Annotated in this window: 18 protein-coding genes and 2 pseudogenes; 14 read left to right on the top strand and 6 right to left on the bottom strand. The window is 63.1% G+C overall.

Annotated elements, in window-relative coordinates:
- The first annotated feature begins 11 nt into the window (after window positions 1-11).
- The 8 genes and pseudogenes from PA27867_RS19460 to PA27867_RS19490 all read left to right on the top strand — a co-directional run bounded on the left by PA27867_RS19460 (window position 12) and on the right by PA27867_RS19490 (window position 5,541).
- Window positions 12-518, top strand: a complete 507-nt coding sequence (locus PA27867_RS19460) for a hypothetical protein (protein ID WP_066600469.1) — start codon at window positions 12-14, stop codon at window positions 516-518.
- Between the two features lie 178 nt (window positions 519-696).
- On the top strand, window positions 697-1,293 hold the full coding sequence (locus PA27867_RS19465; RefSeq protein WP_066600471.1) for a recombinase family protein: 597 nt from the start codon (window positions 697-699) through the stop codon (window positions 1,291-1,293).
- Between the two features lie 7 nt (window positions 1,294-1,300).
- Window positions 1,301-1,387: pseudogene (locus PA27867_RS21275) on the top strand (hypothetical protein); the annotation flags it as partial.
- A 243-nt stretch (window positions 1,388-1,630) separates the two neighbouring features.
- Window positions 1,631-1,732: pseudogene (locus PA27867_RS21145) on the top strand (ATP-binding protein); the annotation flags it as partial.
- A gap of 232 nt (window positions 1,733-1,964) precedes the next feature.
- Complete coding sequence (locus tag PA27867_RS19475) at window positions 1,965-2,303, top strand: PadR family transcriptional regulator (protein WP_066600475.1); 339 nt, start codon at window positions 1,965-1,967, stop codon at window positions 2,301-2,303.
- Window positions 2,293-3,513 carry a chromate efflux transporter gene (gene chrA / locus PA27867_RS19480; protein WP_066600482.1) on the top strand — a complete coding sequence of 407 codons (1,221 nt, stop codon included), beginning with the start codon at window positions 2,293-2,295 and terminating at the stop codon, window positions 3,511-3,513. The genes PA27867_RS19475 and chrA overlap by 11 nt, the downstream gene beginning before the upstream one ends.
- A gap of 146 nt (window positions 3,514-3,659) precedes the next feature.
- On the top strand, window positions 3,660-4,496 hold the full coding sequence (locus tag PA27867_RS19485) for an undecaprenyl-diphosphate phosphatase (protein WP_066600484.1): 837 nt from the start codon (window positions 3,660-3,662) through the stop codon (window positions 4,494-4,496).
- A 418-nt stretch (window positions 4,497-4,914) separates the two neighbouring features.
- Window positions 4,915-5,541: a recombinase family protein gene (locus PA27867_RS19490; protein WP_066600486.1), complete on the top strand. Its 627-nt coding sequence runs from the start codon at window positions 4,915-4,917 to the stop codon at window positions 5,539-5,541.
- 321 nt (window positions 5,542-5,862) lie between these two features.
- Here PA27867_RS19490 and PA27867_RS19495 read toward each other — a convergent pair whose 3' ends face one another.
- Window positions 5,863-6,273 (bottom strand): MerR family transcriptional regulator, encoded by a 411-nt coding sequence (locus tag PA27867_RS19495; protein WP_066600488.1) that lies wholly within the window; start codon window positions 6,271-6,273, stop codon window positions 5,863-5,865.
- A 188-nt stretch (window positions 6,274-6,461) separates the two neighbouring features.
- On the opposite strand from PA27867_RS19495, the gene PA27867_RS19500 reads away from it, so the two are divergent.
- Window positions 6,462-7,982 (top strand): SulP family inorganic anion transporter, encoded by a 1,521-nt coding sequence (locus PA27867_RS19500; protein ID WP_066600491.1) that lies wholly within the window; start codon window positions 6,462-6,464, stop codon window positions 7,980-7,982.
- A gap of 348 nt (window positions 7,983-8,330) precedes the next feature.
- Here the strand turns inward: PA27867_RS19500 and PA27867_RS19505 are convergent, their stop codons facing one another.
- On the bottom strand, window positions 8,331-9,380 hold the full coding sequence (locus tag PA27867_RS19505) for a hypothetical protein (RefSeq protein WP_157109389.1): 1,050 nt from the start codon (window positions 9,378-9,380) through the stop codon (window positions 8,331-8,333).
- A 142-nt stretch (window positions 9,381-9,522) separates the two neighbouring features.
- Here PA27867_RS19505 and PA27867_RS19510 point away from each other — a divergent pair, with 142 nt between their 5' ends.
- The 5 genes from PA27867_RS19510 (at window position 9,523) to PA27867_RS19525 (ending at window position 13,584) form a co-directional block, all read left to right on the top strand.
- Window positions 9,523-11,181, top strand: coding sequence for an N-6 DNA methylase (locus tag PA27867_RS19510; RefSeq protein ID WP_066600494.1), 1,659 nt, complete (start codon window positions 9,523-9,525; stop codon window positions 11,179-11,181).
- Window positions 11,168-11,899 (top strand): hypothetical protein, encoded by a 732-nt coding sequence (locus PA27867_RS19515; RefSeq protein ID WP_236900946.1) that lies wholly within the window; start codon window positions 11,168-11,170, stop codon window positions 11,897-11,899. Before PA27867_RS19510 ends, PA27867_RS19515 begins: the two co-directional genes overlap by 14 nt.
- 219 nt (window positions 11,900-12,118) lie before the next feature.
- Window positions 12,119-12,274 carry a hypothetical protein gene (locus PA27867_RS21000; RefSeq protein ID WP_167550884.1) on the top strand — a complete coding sequence of 52 codons (156 nt, stop codon included), beginning with the start codon at window positions 12,119-12,121 and terminating at the stop codon, window positions 12,272-12,274.
- Window positions 12,275-12,325: 51 nt separating this feature from the next.
- The gene (locus PA27867_RS19520) at window positions 12,326-13,021 is read left to right on the top strand and encodes a hypothetical protein (RefSeq protein ID WP_066600497.1); all 696 of its coding nucleotides are present in this window, start codon (window positions 12,326-12,328) and stop codon (window positions 13,019-13,021) included.
- Between the two features lie 308 nt (window positions 13,022-13,329).
- The gene (locus tag PA27867_RS19525) at window positions 13,330-13,584 is read left to right on the top strand and encodes a hypothetical protein (protein WP_066600498.1); all 255 of its coding nucleotides are present in this window, start codon (window positions 13,330-13,332) and stop codon (window positions 13,582-13,584) included.
- A 100-nt stretch (window positions 13,585-13,684) separates the two neighbouring features.
- Here PA27867_RS19525 and PA27867_RS19530 read toward each other — a convergent pair whose 3' ends face one another.
- The 4 genes from PA27867_RS19530 to PA27867_RS19545 all read right to left on the bottom strand — a co-directional run bounded on the left by PA27867_RS19530 (window position 13,685) and on the right by PA27867_RS19545 (window position 16,120).
- The gene (locus PA27867_RS19530) at window positions 13,685-14,056 is read right to left on the bottom strand and encodes a hypothetical protein (protein WP_066600499.1); all 372 of its coding nucleotides are present in this window, start codon (window positions 14,054-14,056) and stop codon (window positions 13,685-13,687) included.
- Window positions 14,057-14,112: 56 nt separating this feature from the next.
- Window positions 14,113-14,481, bottom strand: a complete 369-nt coding sequence (locus PA27867_RS19535) for a single-stranded DNA-binding protein (RefSeq protein WP_066600502.1) — start codon at window positions 14,479-14,481, stop codon at window positions 14,113-14,115.
- A gap of 46 nt (window positions 14,482-14,527) precedes the next feature.
- The gene (locus PA27867_RS19540; RefSeq protein WP_420480703.1) at window positions 14,528-14,698 is read right to left on the bottom strand and encodes a hypothetical protein; all 171 of its coding nucleotides are present in this window, start codon (window positions 14,696-14,698) and stop codon (window positions 14,528-14,530) included.
- Window positions 14,699-15,337: 639 nt separating this feature from the next.
- A complete protein-coding gene (locus tag PA27867_RS19545) occupies window positions 15,338-16,120 on the bottom strand; it encodes a ParA family protein (RefSeq protein WP_236900938.1) in 783 nt (260 codons plus the stop codon).
- Window positions 16,121-16,341 lie beyond the last annotated feature (221 nt).

Raw genomic sequence — 16,341 nt, forward strand, 5'->3', positions numbered from 1 at the left:
GAGACCTCCCGATGAAATCGAAGATTGCCCTCACCCTTGCGGCAGCCACATTCGCCACGCTTGCACTGGCAGGTTGCTCGGCCAGCAATACCTCCGCGGCCTCAGGCTCGGCACCATCGAGCATCCCCACTTCATCTGTGCCGACAGTGGCGGAGTCGGACGCTGCAACCGCGACAAGCAGCCTCGGCACGATCATCGTCAACGGCGAAGGACTCACCGCCTACGCCTTCGACACCGATGTACCCAATTCCGGAACCAGCAGCTGCACCGACGTGTGCGCAACTACCTGGCCCGCCATCACCACCACCTCAGCTTCCCCGACCGTCACCGGCATCACCGGCACCATAAGCACGATCACCGGCGTGAACGGTGCCAAACAGATCACCGTCAATGGCATGCCGATCTACACCTTCTCTAAAGACGCCGCCCCCGGCGACGTCGAAGGACAAGGTGTCAAAGGCACCTGGCACGCGCTCACACCCGCGGGCGAAAAGGTAATCACACCCGCTGCAGGCTGATATTCAGGCTTTGGCTTTGTGCCTCATCTAACTAAAGCTTTTCGAGGCACGCGGGACCCCTTCCGAGCCTCGATGAGAAGCTGCGGATTTCCAGGGCGTGATTTGTCTTGGAAACATGTCTCGCCGCAAAGTGTCTTTGGTCCGTCACTTCTAGCATTTTCTGAGGCAGAATGGTCTGGTGAGATATCTCGGATACACGCGGGTCAGCACCAGAAGCCAAGACGCACGGTTGCAGGTCGACGCCCTGGTCAAATCTGGCGTGCAGGAGCGGGATATTTTCGCCGACGTCACATCGGGGAGTCGGACCGCGATCTCCCGCCCCGGCATGAAGAAGCTACTCGAGTACGCCAAGCCCGGTGACACCGTCGTGGTGTGGCGGGTCGACCGCCTCGGACGGTCCCTCATCGATGTGCTCAACACGGTGAAGCTGCTCCGAGAGCGTGACATACACGTGAAGAGCATCTCGGATGGCATCGACCCGTCGACGACCTCCGGCCGGCTCATGCTGAACATGCTCGCGACCTTGGCCGAGTACGAACGCGAGCTGATTACAGAACGGGTGAACGCAGGAATCACAGCCGCCCGGAACGGCGGCACCAAGTTTGGTCGGCCCCTGTCCGATCCCGTGGTCGTAGCCGACAAACTTAGGCTCGTCACGGAAGCCCGGGCGAAGGGCCGGACTGCGGAGGATGCGGCAAGGCTCGTCGGTTGGAGCCGGGCCACCCTGTACCGGCATCAGCAGGCCGTCGCGGCGCGCGAGAGCACCACCGTGTAGGTGACTTGTGGACGCGGCCGAGCGGTGGCGTGTTCTTCGGCTGCATGTCGAAGACCAGATACCGCTCGCGGTCCTCGCCCGGGAGACCGGGATCTCTGCACGGACCCTGCAGCGCTGGAATCGGCTCTACCGCACTGGCGGCGTCGCGTCCCTGGACCTTCACGCGCGCTTAGACAAGGGGGTCCGCCGAACTTCGGTCGAGACGGTCGCGTTCATCGAACGGTTGGCGCTCACTCGGCCGCGCCCGAGTCTTGCCACGCTGCACCGTCTCGCTGCCACCGATGCTCAGGCGCGTGAGCTGCCGGCGCCGAGCTATGCGACCGTGAGAGAGATTGTGCTCTTCCCTCAGATCAACCGGGTCCTCAAGATCAACCAACTGGACACCATCACGGACGACGTCATCGAGGCCGCCGCCAGCATCCTCGTCATCGGCAACTAGCGACACAAAGCGATCACAGAACACCGGAGCTCTCCCCTCGCGGTAGCGAACAGCTGAGGAGCTCAGTTGCCCAGCGGGCGGGTTTCGCGCCAGAGAGTTGTCGGCGAAGTGAACGTGTCCAATGATTTGCGTGGCCTACCCGTTCATCGTGACGGAGTGGACCTAACAAAATGCATCACGCATTCATGGAACGTTAACGCATTTCGTTATCGACTTCCGATATAAAGGAACGATGGCTAACGAACCTCCTCTTGATGAGTTAGATGAGTATCGAGATCTGCTGGTCGGGCTCGTGCGGATGCATGTGCTCCACCACGCCGCGCAGGAGGAGATCTACGGAGTCTGGATGATCGACGAGTTGGCCAGCCACGGCTACCGGCTGTCGGCTGGGACTCTGTACCCGATGCTGCACAAGATGGTGCGGGACGGCTACCTGACGGTCAGGAGCGAACGGGACGGGCGCACGGTGCGCAAGTTCTACGCCGCCACGGACAAGGGTCGCCGCGGACTTGCGGTCGCCCGGGAACGCATGCAGATCTTCACCCGGAAAGGCACGGCCGATGACAGCTGAACCCACGGCTTCCCCCCTCGCGAAGCAGGGCACCGCATGGGAGGCGCTCCGGGTGTTCGCCAAGCTGGGCGTGACGTCGTTCGGCGGGCCGATCGCCCATCTGGGCTACTTCCGCGACGAACTGGTGCAACGCCGTCGCTGGGTCGACGACACGGAGTACGGCGATCTCGTGGCGCTCAGCCAATTCCTCCCCGGCCCGGCGTCGAGCCAGGTCGGTTTCGGCCTCGGGCTCTTCCGTGCCGGGCCAGCCGGAGCGATCGCCGCCTTCCTGGCCTTCACCCTGCCCTCAGCCGCTCTCATGGTCGCGTTCGCCTACGGTGCGCCGCTGTTCGTGGGGATCGTCGGCGGGGGCCTCCTCACCGGCCTGAAGATCGTTGCCGTGGCGATCGTGGCCCAGGCGGTGTGGGGCATGGCCCGTACTCTCACCCCGGACAGGACGCGCGCCTCCATCGCCGTGCTCGCCGCGCTCAGCGCTCTGCTCCTCACCGGCTCCGTCGGGCAGATCGGCGCGATCGTGCTCGGCGCCCTCGCCGGGTTGATCTTCTGCCGTAGCGCCGTCGCACCGGCGGCGGCGATGATCCGTTTCCCGGTCACGCGGGCCGTGGGTGTGGCCTGCCTGGTGCTGTTCATCGTGCTCCTGGTCGGGCTGCCGATTCTCGCCACGACGACACAATTGGGTGCCCTCGAGCTGTTCGACGCGTTCTACCGCGCGGGCGCCCTCGTCTTCGGCGGCGGCCACGTTGTACTACCGCTGCTTCAAGCCGGTGTGGTCGACACCGGATGGGTCACATCCGATCAATTCCTGGCCGGCTACGGTGCCGCCCAAGCCGTGCCCGGTCCGCTGTTCACATTCGCCGCCTACCTCGGCACCCTCTCCACAACAGGACCTGGCGGCATCGCCGGCGCGGCCATCGCCCTCGTAGGGGTGTTCCTGCCCGGCTTCCTGCTACTAACTGGGGTACTGCCGTTCTGGAACACCTTCCGGTCACGCCCGTGGGCACAAGCACTTATGCGAGGAGCCAACGCAGCCGTGGTCGGCATCCTCGCAGCCGCCCTCTACGACCCCGTCTTCACGACCGCGATCATTGGGCCGGCACCATTCGTACTTGCCTTGATCTGCTTCGTGCTCCTGATCGCGTGGCGCACTCCCGCGTGGGCAGTCGTCATTATCGGCGCAGCAGGAGGAATTCTGGTAGCACTCACGACCTGACCGACTCAGCGCCGTACCCCGCAAACGGTGGTCGACGTCCTTCCCCTGACCCCGACGAACCAGATCAACCTGGAAGGCAGCACCTGACGGTGCCTGCGCCTCCCATCCGCGACTACCATCAACCTTCGCAAGAAAGAAAAGCCGCCGTGAACATCCTCCACGCCATCATTCTCGGGATCATTGAGGGACTGACCGAATTCCTCCCCGTTTCCAGTACCGGACACCTCACGATCGTCGAGAAGCTCCTCGGACTCTCGATCGATGACCCGGGTGTGACTGCGTTCACCGCGATCATCCAGTTCGGCGCGATCGTCGCCGTCATCCTCTACTTCCGTTCAGACATCGGCCGCCTGCTTGCCGCGTGGGGGCGAGGACTACTCAACCGGCCGGCACGTCAGAACGACGACTACTGGTTCGCCTGGTACATCATCGCCGGCTCAATCCCCATCGGCATCGTGGGATTCCTGGCCCGCGGACTGATTTCCGGGCCGCTCCGCAACCTCTGGATCGTTGTGGCCGGCCTGATCCTGTGGAGTGTGGTCATGGTTGTCGCCGAACGCCTCGGAAAACAGACCCGACCAGAGAAGGCCCTCACCCTGAAAGATGCCCTCATCATCGGTCTCGTTCAGTGCATCGCTCTGATTCCCGGGGTTTCTCGCTCTGGTGCGACGATCAGTGCCGGGCTATTCCGCAACCTGGACCGTGTCGCTGCGACTCGACTGTCCTTCTTCCTCGCCATTCCGGCCCTCGTGGGTGCCGGCGTCTACGAAGGCGTGAGTGAAGGCGGTGCTGTCAGTTCCACGGTCGGCTGGGTTCCCGTCCTTATCGGCACGGCAGTGAGCTTTGTCGTCGCCTATGCCTCTATCGCCTGGCTTCTTCGCCTCGTCGCCCGGCATCCCATCACCGTGTTCATCTGGTATCGCGTCGCCCTCGGCCTTGTCGTCGCAGCGTGCCTTACAACTGGCGTGCTGGCCGCGACCTAATCCAATGGCCGTGAAACCTGAGCAAGAGCTTGGTCCGGCTAGACAGTTGTCGTGCTAATGAGGTGTAGTACGCCAACTCGGCGAGCCTCGCACGACTTCCGCCGCATCGGCGCCCACGAACAAATTGCACTCATGAACAACGGCCCGGGGGTGGGCCAATGGCACGACGCCGCCCAAATTGCGAACCGGTAAGGGACTCAAGCTGCCGACGATAGCGCCAGAGAGCAATCACAGAACACCGCCATGAAGCGCTAACAATCACAGAGTTGGGCATCCCTCTCGACTTCCATCACGCAAGCTAAATTGCTAACCTTTGCAACACGCAGAATAAATGACGGGATAAGTGACAAGTTCTGTTTTCAGCGGAGTCGTCACCGCGTTGTCACGTAATCGAACGTATAAATGACAGGAGTCGATCATGCTCGTCGGATACATGCGAGTCTCGAAGGCTGACGGGTCACAGAGCACCGATCTGCAACGAGACGCGCTCCTATCCGCCGGGGTCAAGACCGATCACCTTTACGAGGATCAGGCCTCCGGGAAGAAAGACGATCGCCCACACTTGGCGGCCTGCCTGAAAGCACTTCGAAAAGGCGACACCCTCCTCGTCTGGAAGCTCGACCGGCTCGGTCGTAACCTGCGCCACCTCGTGAACACGGTCCACGACCTCACCGACCGTGGCGTCGGCCTCAAAGTCCTCACCGGGGAGGGCGCAGCCATCGACACCACAACCGCACCCGGCAAGCTCGTCTTCGGCATCTTCGCCGCCCTCGCAGAGTTCGAGCGCGCGCTCATCTCCGAACGCACCATTGCGGGACTCGCGGCGGCGCGTGCGCGAGGCAGGAACGGCGGGCGCCCGTTCAAAATGACGCCGGCCAAGGTTCGCTTGGCGATGGCCGCCATGGGGCAAAAGGAGACGAAGGTGGGCGAGCTCTGCACCGAACTTGGCGTCACCCGGCAAACGCTGTATCGGCACGTGTCGCCATCCGGAGAACTCAGACCCGACGGCGAGAAAGTCATCTCAAAGCGAAAGATGTATTCCTAAGCTCACCGGCACCGGCACCGCTCACGTGCACGGGCAAAGCGAAGCAGGGATATTGCTCCGCCCGTGCTTGAGATGCTGTAGTTGTCTCATCGGGCATAATGACGGCGGGGCAAACGCGACACCCAGGTTTGCGGTACGCGACGAAAGCCACGACGACACGGGAGTGCCCGCTGGGCGCACGGGGGATCAACCGCTTCCGGAATCGCACTCGGGCTTTACTGGACGGGTTTCGCTGCGCGATCTGACGTCAAGCTGGCGTGTACTCCAAAATGGCACGTTCAGTCGGTCAGGCCGCCTCAAAAGCTAGGGCGGGTTTGTGGCTCATGCCCCTGCGAACGCCGCCTGCTGCTGGCGCAGAAGGTCAAGAAATTCGTCGGCCATCGCCAACTGCTCCTGCAATTTCTGTCGTCGTTCGTCGGCTTGGGTGATGAAGGACTCCAAGTCGGATTTCACGGTAGCGGCATCGGAGCCCTCGATCACGCCGTCCAAAGTATCGATGGTCCTGAGGAGAGACATCATCTCGTCGAGCGAGAAGCCCAGCGGCTTCATACGGCGGATGAGGATCAACCGCGCCTGGTCTTGATCTGTGTAGAGGCGAAAACCGCCGTCAGTTCGACCTGAGGGCTTCAAGAGGCCGATTTCGTCATAGTGGCGAATCGTTCGGAGCGACAGCCCTGTCCGCTCGGCCAGCTCACCGATGTGCATCGTTGCTACCGCCTCATCCTGAGCCATGTGCAGACCTCTCCTACCAAATCGATTAACCAACCCTTACGTTAGGGTAGTGTTGCGAACGTTGGCTGACATTGTCGATAGCCACCTTCCATCCTTGCCGTTTCGGCGGATGCTCGTGCGCAACGGCGCACGCCCCTTCTCTTTTCCTGTTCCGGCTCGCAACAACGAGCCCCGTCGCTGGAGGCCCCATGGCTCTCACCACCACAAAGCCCACCCCCAACCGCTACAAGGCCGAACCGTCGGTCATAACAGCGCTCCGCACCCCGCGCATCCTCACCCGCGAGGTCCTCGCCGGCCTCGTCGTGGCAATGGCCCTTATCCCCGAGGCCATCTCGTTCTCGATCATCGCGGGCGTCGACCCGCGGGTCGGGCTGTTCTCCTCGTTCGTGATGGCAGTGTCCATCGCGTTCCTCGGCGGCCGGCCCGCGATGATCACTGCCGCCACTGGCGCGATCGCGCTGGTCATCGCGCCCGTCGCCCGGGATTACGGCATGGACTACTTCATCGCCACGGTCATCCTGGCGGGGGTGCTACAGGTGATTCTCGGAGTGCTGGGCGTGGCCAAGCTGATGCGGTTCATCCCGCGCAGCGTCATGGTCGGCTTCGTCAACTCGTTGGCCATCCTGATCTTCATCGCCCAGCTGCCGCAGCTGCTCGGCGTGCCGTTCATGGTCTACCCGCTCGTGGCGATCGGCATCATCATCATGGTCGTGATGCCCCGGTTCACCAAGATCGTGCCGGCGCCGCTGGTGGCCATCGTGCTGCTCACCATCGCCACGGTCACCATCGCCATCAACGTGCCCACTGTGGGCGACCAAGGTGAGCTGCCCAAGAGCCTGCCCGAGTTATTCATTCCGAACGTCCCGCTGAACTGGGAAACCCTGTCAATCATCGCCCCCTACGCCTTCGCCATGGCCATGGTCGGCATCCTCGAATCACTGATGACCGCCAAGCTCGTCGACGAGGTCACCGACACCCACTCCAACAAGACCCGCGAAACCTGGGGCCAGGGAGCGGCCAACATGCTCTCCGGCTTCTTCGGCGGCATGGGCGGCTGCGCCATGATCGGCCAGACCATGATCAACGTCAAGGCCTCTGGCGCCCGCACCCGAATCTCCACCTTCCTCGCCGGTGTGTTCCTGCTGATCCTCGTCGTCGCCCTCGGCGACCTGGTCGCGATCATCCCCATGGCGGCGCTGGTGGCCGTGATGATCATCGTGTCGGTGCTCACCTTCGACTGGCACAGCATCCGCCCCTCGACCCTCAAGCGGATGCCCAAGAGCGAGACCACCGTCATGCTCTCCACCGTCGTGGTGGTCGTCATAACCCACAACCTCGCCATCGGCGTGATCGTGGGCGTACTCGTGGCCATGGTCGCGTTTGCCCGCCGGGTGGCGCACCTCGTCAACGTGGAGCGAACCCTCTCCACCGAGGACACCGTGCCCACGGCCCGGTACACCGTGACCGGGGCGCTGTTCTTCGCCTCGAGCAACGACCTCACCACCCAGTTCGAGTACGCCGACGACCCCGACCGGGTGGTCATCGATATGTCCGCCTCGCACATCTGGGATGCCTCCACCGTGGCCGCGCTAGACGCGATCACGAACAAGTACGAACGCCACGGCAAGCGCGCCGTGATCATCGGCCTGAACGAAGCCAGCACCGACATCCACGCCCGCCTCGCCGGCAATCTCGGCGGCGGCCACTAGCTCCGTTGTTGCAAGATCAGCCCGCTCCGTCACACGTCGCCCAGGCTTGTGCAGACGAGTGTGAGGATTCGTGCAGCCGAGCGTGAAAAGCGACAGCGAGGAAGGCTGTCCAACAATCCGAATGCAACCCCATTCTGACGGCATGAGTATCAGTCGTTGACGTCTAGTTGGGGTGTACTCCAAATAGGCACATTCTGATCCCGGGCAACACTTTCATTCCGGCGATGAGTTTCGAGCACTACGCCAAGGCGGAAACCCTTGGGAGCAAACTCGCAATCCCGACCTGCTCGATAACGATCGTTATCGGTGGGACGCGACGACCTAGGTCGTCGCGTCCATCCGTGCGGGCTACCTAAGAGGTTCTGGACCTGCGATAGCTGGATTTCGCGACGTCGACGGGGGCTGAGCCGGTCGTTGGAAGCTGGCGCCGAGATGGCCTGTTTCGGCTTTGAACTCGGGCGATCGGCTTGCGTACTCGACGTGACCGACGAGGTTCGGATGCGAGCTGGTCCATGAGATTGCTCCCCGGCGCCGGCTATGCACTTTTTTGAGAAACCAGTCCACGTCGACCCCTGTGTGACTAAAGGCCACCCGCGCGACCGCATCGGCAAGGTCGAATACGACCAGGCCGACACCCACCACAAGGTCGATCACCGTGCCCGGAGCCTCCGTCTCTACCGTCGGCACGATGCTCGACAGCATCCAGCCGCGGCTGTGGGTGACACCTGAGCCCAGCTCCCACTGCCACGAGCTTCCCGGTACGTATTTTTTGAAAGCGTCGGTGGCGTTGAACTTGATGTTTTCGCGCTGTCCGTCGAGAGTCACAGCTGCCGTCAGCGTTGGCCGGCGGGTGTCGGGGGTCAGCTCGAATCCGCCTTTGGCCAGTCTTCGTTGCAGCTCGAGGATGGAGGCCTTGATTCGGACCGCTTCTTCGACGGCGTGCGAGCCGAACGAGTCGGCCGCTGCGAGATTCCCCTCGATACTCTCGATCTGATAGGCCGCCATGCGGGCGAGGCTCCGAGCCGGCGGGACCTCTGCGTCCATGATGTAGCAAAGCCGCATCACCGCTTCGCCCAGGGCACGCTGCAGAACGAAGAGTGACGTCCGCAGTTCACCGTTCGCATCCAACGCCAGCGCGAGCCCCGTGGTCAAATCGCGACACGAGCGCAGCAGTCGCTCGACAGTCTCCATGTTGGTGCCGAATATCGCTCCGCGCAGGAAATCCCTGTGGGGGTGGGCCAGCATCCATTCGTCGAGTCGTGCAACGCCGGATCCATCGTTGCGCGCAGCGCCGGCGGTCAGGGCTTGATCGAGAAGTTCTTCTGCATCGGCAAGCGTTCTCCGGAGGTGCCTAGCGATATACACTCCCGGACCGAAGTCTGTTCCGTTGTCTGGCATACGAGCAGTGTGCAGCATCCCCGCGCAGTGGGAGGCCTATGTGGGCCCAAGGGCCCGCGCGGGGCGGTCGGTGCGACTGCTTTCTAACGATCGCTTTAGGACGCGGTGCGCGGGGGTCTGTGGTGCAGGGCAAGATGGACTTGTGAACAATGCCGCGCGGGACCCCCTCGATACAGGGGCACTTCGTAAGGCGCGGGGTGCGTTCTTCACCCCCCCAGAAATTGCCTCTTTCGTCGCAGATTGGGCCATCCGCACCGCTGATGACGCGGTGTTGGAACCGTCCGCTGGGGACGCGGAATTTCTAGTGCACTCAGTCGCACGACTGCAGGAGCTTGGGGCAGTGTCACCGCACGTTCACGGCGTGGAACTTCACCAGTGGAGCGCCGATGCCGGGTCTGAGCGCGTTAGGAATGCTGGCGGCAACGTCGAGATGGCGGTCGGTGACTTCTTCGACACTCCGGCAGCTGGTCGCTACTCAGCCGTGGTGGGAAACCCGCCATACATCCGTTTTCAGGACTTTGCGGGCGACTCCCGCGCAAAAGCGCGCGCTGCTGCGCTCCGCGGCGGAGTCGCGCTGTCTGGCCTTGCGTCGTCATGGGCCGCGTTTACCGTTCACGGTGCGCTGAGCCTCCAACCGGGTGGGCGTCTCGGTTTCGTCCTACCGGCGGAACTACTACACGCGAACTACGCCGCACCTGTACGGCGGTTCTTGTTCGAAAACTTTTCCCAGGTTGACCTTGTCCTATTCGAAGAGCGCGTATTTGCGGAGGCAGAGACGGAGGCGCTGCTGCTGCTAGCTGACGGCTACGGCGGTTCCACCAACCACGCTCGCATCAGACAAGTGACCGACGCGGGCGCGCTGACAATAGATATGCCAGATGCCGCGAAATGGACTCCGACTGATCCGGCAGCAAAGTGGTCCGCATCTACGGTTAGCCCGGAAGCCGCCGGCATCTACGCCAAGTTGATTCTCGGTGGAACCTTTACGGCACTCAAAACTTGGGGTGAGACGACACTCGGCATGGTTACCGGGAACAACAAGTACTTCGCCCTCAGCCCCAGTCGGGTGGCGGAGCTCGGTCTGCTTTCTAGCGATGTGCTCCGTCTCTCTCCTCCCGGATCGAGCCATCTTCGTGGGCTCGAGTTCTCGACTCGTGCACATAACGAACTTGGAAGCGCCGGAAAGCGGACGATGCTGTTCCGTCCGGCGAGCGACCCGTCTGACGCAGCCCTGGCATATATCGCCCAAGGCGAGGTCGATTCGGTGCAGACCGCCTACAAGTGCCGTGTGCGGAAAGACTGGTGGCGCGTCCCCCTAGTCGCCAAGGCCGACATGCTGCTGACGTACATGAACGCAGACACTCCACGGCTCACCACCAACAGCGCTGGCGCGTTACACCTCAATTCTGTTCACGGGATCTACCTCACACCCGAACACAGAAAAGTCGGGCGCGAGCTGTTGCCCGTCGCGGCCCTGAACTCTGTCACCATGCTCGGGGCCGAATTCACGGGCCGCGCATATGGCGGCGGCATGTTGAAGATCGAGCCTGGCGAGGCTGACCTCTGGGCTCTCCCTTCCCCGGCCGTCGTCGCAGCAGCGCGCGAAGAACTGCTCGCGATCCGGCCACAGGTCGCCGGGAAGCTTCGCAACGGCAACGTGCTTGAGGCGGCGAAACTCGTCGATGACGTTCTCCTCGTCCGAGCGCTTGGAATGCGCCGACCCGAGGTCGCCGAAATTCGCGCGGCCCGCGCTGCCCTCGCGGGACGCCGAGAATCTAGGAGCCGACGTGCCAACAGTTGACGAACGACTCGTCGCCGCAATTCGTTCTTGTGGATCAAAGCCGGGGAACGATGCCCCTCAGGCGACGAAGAAAAACTACAACGAGAAATTGTCGGCGGCCGTTGCACTGGCGGTCTCCTCCGAACTCCGCGCACGCGGCATGGACGGCTCACGACCGACTGGGCCCGGCGAGGCGGGAGCCAGCGGCGCGGAGCGGCGCCTGGCAGGCGGCATCGGGGCCAAAAAGGTTGACGTCACCTGGGCGACGGAAGAATCCGGACTCATCCTCGCTGTCAGTGTAAAAACAATCCTGTTCCGCGACGGGAAGACGCAGAACTTCCAAAAGAACCTCACCAACCGACGTGCTGATCTGCTCAATGAGGCAGTCACGCTGCACCGCCGCTTTCCATATGCGGTGCTCGCCGCACTACTCATCTTCGATGTCGGTGCCGAAACCGATGGCACCGGAAGACGGAAGTCCACATTTTTAAACGCGGGCCCACGCTTGAGGCTCTTCACCGGTAGGCAGGATCCCGCAGGACGGGACGAGCAATACGAGAAGTTTTACGTGCTCCTCGCCGACCTCAACGACACACTTCCGTCGATCCGAGCATTCGAGGCAAATGACCTCGCTACCGAGGTCAGTTTGACTGAGGCCTTCGACACGCTGGTAGCTCTCATCGGGGAACGCAACTTCGACCTCTATGAAGGACTCGACGGTCACGTCACAAAGACTTGACCATTCACACGTCCACAGCTCGCGTGCACACTGCGGCACGGATAGGTTCCCCAGTATGCGATCGGACTCTCTAGGTGCTCCCCCGAACTGCGAGCGGTGCCTAGCGCCCATGCTGATCGACGGGTCAACGAGCGCACCCTTCTGGCGCTGTCCGACCTGTAACCTGGTGCGCCTCGCCTGACCTCTGGCCGCCGCGTCCAGTGTCGGATAATGGGGGTTATGCATTGGGACTTGGCACACCGTTCACGGGACGCGAGCGAATCAACGCCGGCCACGGTCGAGGCTCCGGACAGCTGGGCGGCAGTCGAGCAGCTGCGCGCTGTGATCCCGGCCGATCACCTGGTGCTCTACGTGCGCCGGCACATCAGCCGCTAGGCGCGCTCGGAGCACATTCCGAAAGATTCGAACCTATGTTCTAATGGGTCTATGGGTTCGGATACTAAGCATCCCGACACCCCGCACGTGCAGCGCTCGGTGCGGGCGGACACCCTCGAACAGATCGAGCCGTCATACGCGGCCGAGTTCGTGCCTCGCCCGTTCAGCCTGACCCCCGCCGAGCTGGGCGGGCTGCCGGCCACCCTGGCCAGCGAACCTACGTCCGTTCGTGCCTGGGTGAGATACCCAGCAATAGCTCGCCACGTCCAAGCCCTGGCCCTGGCGTGGACTCCGCGCGCCGTGTATGTGGAGTGGGAGGACAGCGGCACTCACCGCGTCTGGGTGTGGGCGCCGGCCGTTGAGCGAGCAGCGCCGGCCCCGCCCACCGCTCCCCCGCGGCCATCGGTGGACATGCTGAGTGTGCGCTCCGCAGAGCCACTGGTCGAGCTGGTCAAGGCCCGCCTGGCCCGGAGCGGGGCCGAGTTCGTGACCTCGACGGAGCGGCCTGCGGGCCCCTTCGGCGTGGTCGTGTTCGGGTCCATCGACCAACACCATGTGCGTCTGGAGTTATCGGCCGACCCGACCACCAATACGTGCGTTGTCCAGCTGTTTGACCTGACCGCGAAGAAGGTTCTGGTCGAGCGTGTTGCAGCTCCGACCTTTCAAGAAGCCATCGAGGCTTACGCCTGGGCGGAGGCGATCGACGCCCTCACCCTGTCGGGTGAACCTGACCACGAGTTGCCTTGACCTCAGAGCCCCAGGACAACGGCGATAACCGCGACGATTTGAGGCAGTATCTTCACGAATGCGACTAAGACCAGCGTCCATTCAACCCGCCGGCGGTCCGGCTGGTTCTTCTTCTTTTTTTTCATCAGGTTCCCTCGGTATGGCGGAGTGCCACGGCGGCACCCACACCGTCCCTATGCCTCGGCGTCGCAGCCGGCTGGGGATCGGGTGTGGCCACCCGGACCTAGATCACTATCGGCAGAATCACTTTCGGCTGAAAATGAGCCGGACTCCTGGCGGATGCCAGCGAGTCGGCTCACAATGGCCCGATGGAGTCGCAACGTCGCGCACATAGCCCGTGGGCGTCCTCCTGGGGTGAGTTCGCCTACCGGGCCGCTGCGTTCCTGCGCGTCGTCGCCCTCCTGGCCGGCGTCGTGATCACCGGCCTGGTACTCGTGCACCTGGTGCGCGATGGCTGGGCGCCTTACCTGCTGCAGGCGTGCGGCGAGGCGTTCGTGTTCCTGACTGTCGGGATCCTGCTGCAGCTCGTGGTGCTCGTGCACAACCGCGCCGCGCGGCCATAGCCGGCGCGGGCAGAGAAACGCCCCCGGCCGGGAGAGAGGGCGGCCGGGGGCGTGCTTGTGGGCTCGTGACCTGGTGGAACCTGGTCGAATCGAGGATCGGTTATTCGGTGGGAGCGGGGCGGTAGCCCTGTCCCCTGATCGCGCCTTGGGCCTTGTCCAGCTCGTCCGCGAGCTGGTCGGCCAGCTGCGCAGCTCGGGTGAGGTGGTCAGTCGCCGTGGCGATGCTCTGGACGGGATCCCTTCCGTCGTCTTCCTTGACGTCGTACTGGTCGAGTGAGCGGCCGAGGCCGCTGGCGAGGTGCTGCAGAGCTTCCGGGAGGCGGTGGCCAACCCATTTGAGGTTTCCCAGGACGTCATAGACGAGCGGTGCCGGCAAGTTGGCCGCATGCGTTACGTCGACGAGCGCCCGGATGGACTCGGCCGCGTCGTCGGCATGCTGGACCGCCGGGGGACGTTCGTCGTCGCTGGTCATGTCTGGTGCTCCTGTCGATCGCGTTAGCGCGGCCGCCGGCTGGCGGCCAGCGGGTGTTAGGCCTGGTCGTCGGGCTTGCTGTTGCGGCGGATCTGCGCCACGGCGCGGCTGAGGTCGGCGCCGATGTAGTCGGCGTCGATGACGCGGCCGTACGTCTTGGATCCTTCGGGGCCCCAGCTGTTGGTGTGCTCTCGTCCGACGACGATCACGGCATCTCCCTTGTGGAGGGTGGCCGCTGCGTTCTCGCCCAACTCGAACTTGGCTTCAACGAAGTGAGTCGTTGCATCGACGTGTTCCATGTACCTTCCGGCGCGGTACTCCCCCGTGTTCTCGATGACTCGAAATTTCGTGATGTTGAGACTGCCTGCCTTCACTACGTCGACGTCGGCGGCGAGGTTCCCGGTGATCGTGCGCTGAGTTGACATGGGTTCTGCTCCTTCGATTGGTTGTGCGGTTAGGTAGGGGTTCGAGCTATTCGGCTAGTGCGGTGATGAGTTCGGGTTGGAATCCGGACCAGCTGGTGGATGACGTCTCGACGACGGGGGCCTGCAGGTGTCCTAGCGCCCGTATGTGCTCGAGCGCGGCTTCGTCCTTGGACAGGTCGACGACCGCGTAGCTGATGCCCTCTTGGTCAAGCTTCATCTTCGTCATTCGACACGGCTGGCACTCTGGCAACGTATAGACGACCACTGACTCACTCATGTCCTTGTCCCTTCCCCACCAACAATTCTTTGTGCCTGTCTGGCAAAGGGAATCGATTGAGAGCGGGAGTGCCGTAGTGCAGGGTCGTGGAATACCGGAGCGAGAGCAGCGAGCGAGGATATGCCGCGAAAGCCTGGAACGGAAGGCGCGGAGCGAACTACGGTGAACGACCAGACAGGTGCAAGCATCACAGGCTCTACAGTGCCGCGCAGCGGCTCCCCTGGGTGCCGGCCTCCGTGCCGGTGACCGTCGTGCATGGTTATTTTGTTTGGTACTTCTCGCGTATGGCGGCCTCGACCACACTACGAATCGTTGCCCCATCCTCCGCGGCCGAAGCCGCGTCGATGAGTTCGAGAACATCTGGTGCCAGCCGGGTACTGAACGGCACCGTGGCCTCGCGGCGCGGCCGGCCGCGCCGCGGTGCGGCGCTAGCCGTGGCTGCGGGGGGCTGTGCGGCCACAGAGGCAGCCTGCGGGGCTGGCTCACTCTGGCGGTAGTCCACTGGGTCTACGCGCTCGTCGGGTGCCGCCTGCGGCTTGCGGCGGCGGCTGAGGTCTGGGCGGTCTTGCTGCTGCTCGCTCATCGAATCACCTGGTTCACGATCTTGGCGTAGGCGGCCACGACGGGTGCGCCCTTTCTGTAGTTGCCGTACCACTCCCCCGTGAGGCGGACTTCTTGAATGATGGCCCTTTCGGGCACTAGGGGCATGAGAAGCATTCCGGTAGCGCGCAGCTCGTCCGTGCTGGCTACGGCTGGGCGGGAGGGGATTGTTTCTTGGACCCTGCCGAGGACGATCCCGGCCTCTGAGAGCGTGATGGGTGCGGCGATGCGCGTTCTGCTGAGGCGGAACTGTTCGACAGTGCGCCGTGCGCCTGCAACACCATCCACGCCGTCACTGGAGGCCGTGGCGGCATAGACAATCGAGTCGGCAGCATTCAAGGCCGACAGGATGAGCGGCCCGCCCTGCCTGTTGGGGCAGTCGATAACCACCAGGTCGGCAGAGATGCCGACAAGTGCCGTTCGTAGTCTCAATTCGGCGTGGTCTGCTCGATCAGCCTCACGGTTGGAGACGTTGCGAGCGGAAGGAATCACGCGGAGATTCTTTGACCAGGTGGACTGCACGGCCAGATCCTCGCCCCATCCTTGCGGGTCTTCGTCTCCGAGAATCGCGCCGACGTGGAGGCCTTCACCGGAGGGTTCGACGTCGAGCCATTTGGTCGCTGCTGCACGGGGGTCAAGATCAACTAGGACCGTCCGCCGGCCTTGCTCGGCGGCCGTCATTGCGATCGATACGGCGGTAGTCGTTTTCGAGACGCCGCCCGATTCGCTGTAGACCATTAATGTTTGCATGCTTTCAATCATTCCTGCTTGCATTCCTTCTGTCAATCATTCCTGCATTCTTTCTGTCTTTCTGTCTTTCATGCATTAATTAATCGACTTGAAGAACGGGCAACACTTCGTTATCGCGCTTACGGGGGAGCGTGAGGGGGCCGCCCCTCACCGGCTGGCCCGCGAGGGCCAGCCGGGAGTTGGCCCTGGCTAGTTCGCCTCGACCAGGCACTGGGGGCAGCCCTTGGCGATTG

The organism is Cryobacterium arcticum (genome assembly GCF_001679725.1).
GTDB classification, from domain to species: Bacteria; Actinomycetota; Actinomycetes; order Actinomycetales; family Microbacteriaceae; genus Cryobacterium; species Cryobacterium arcticum_A.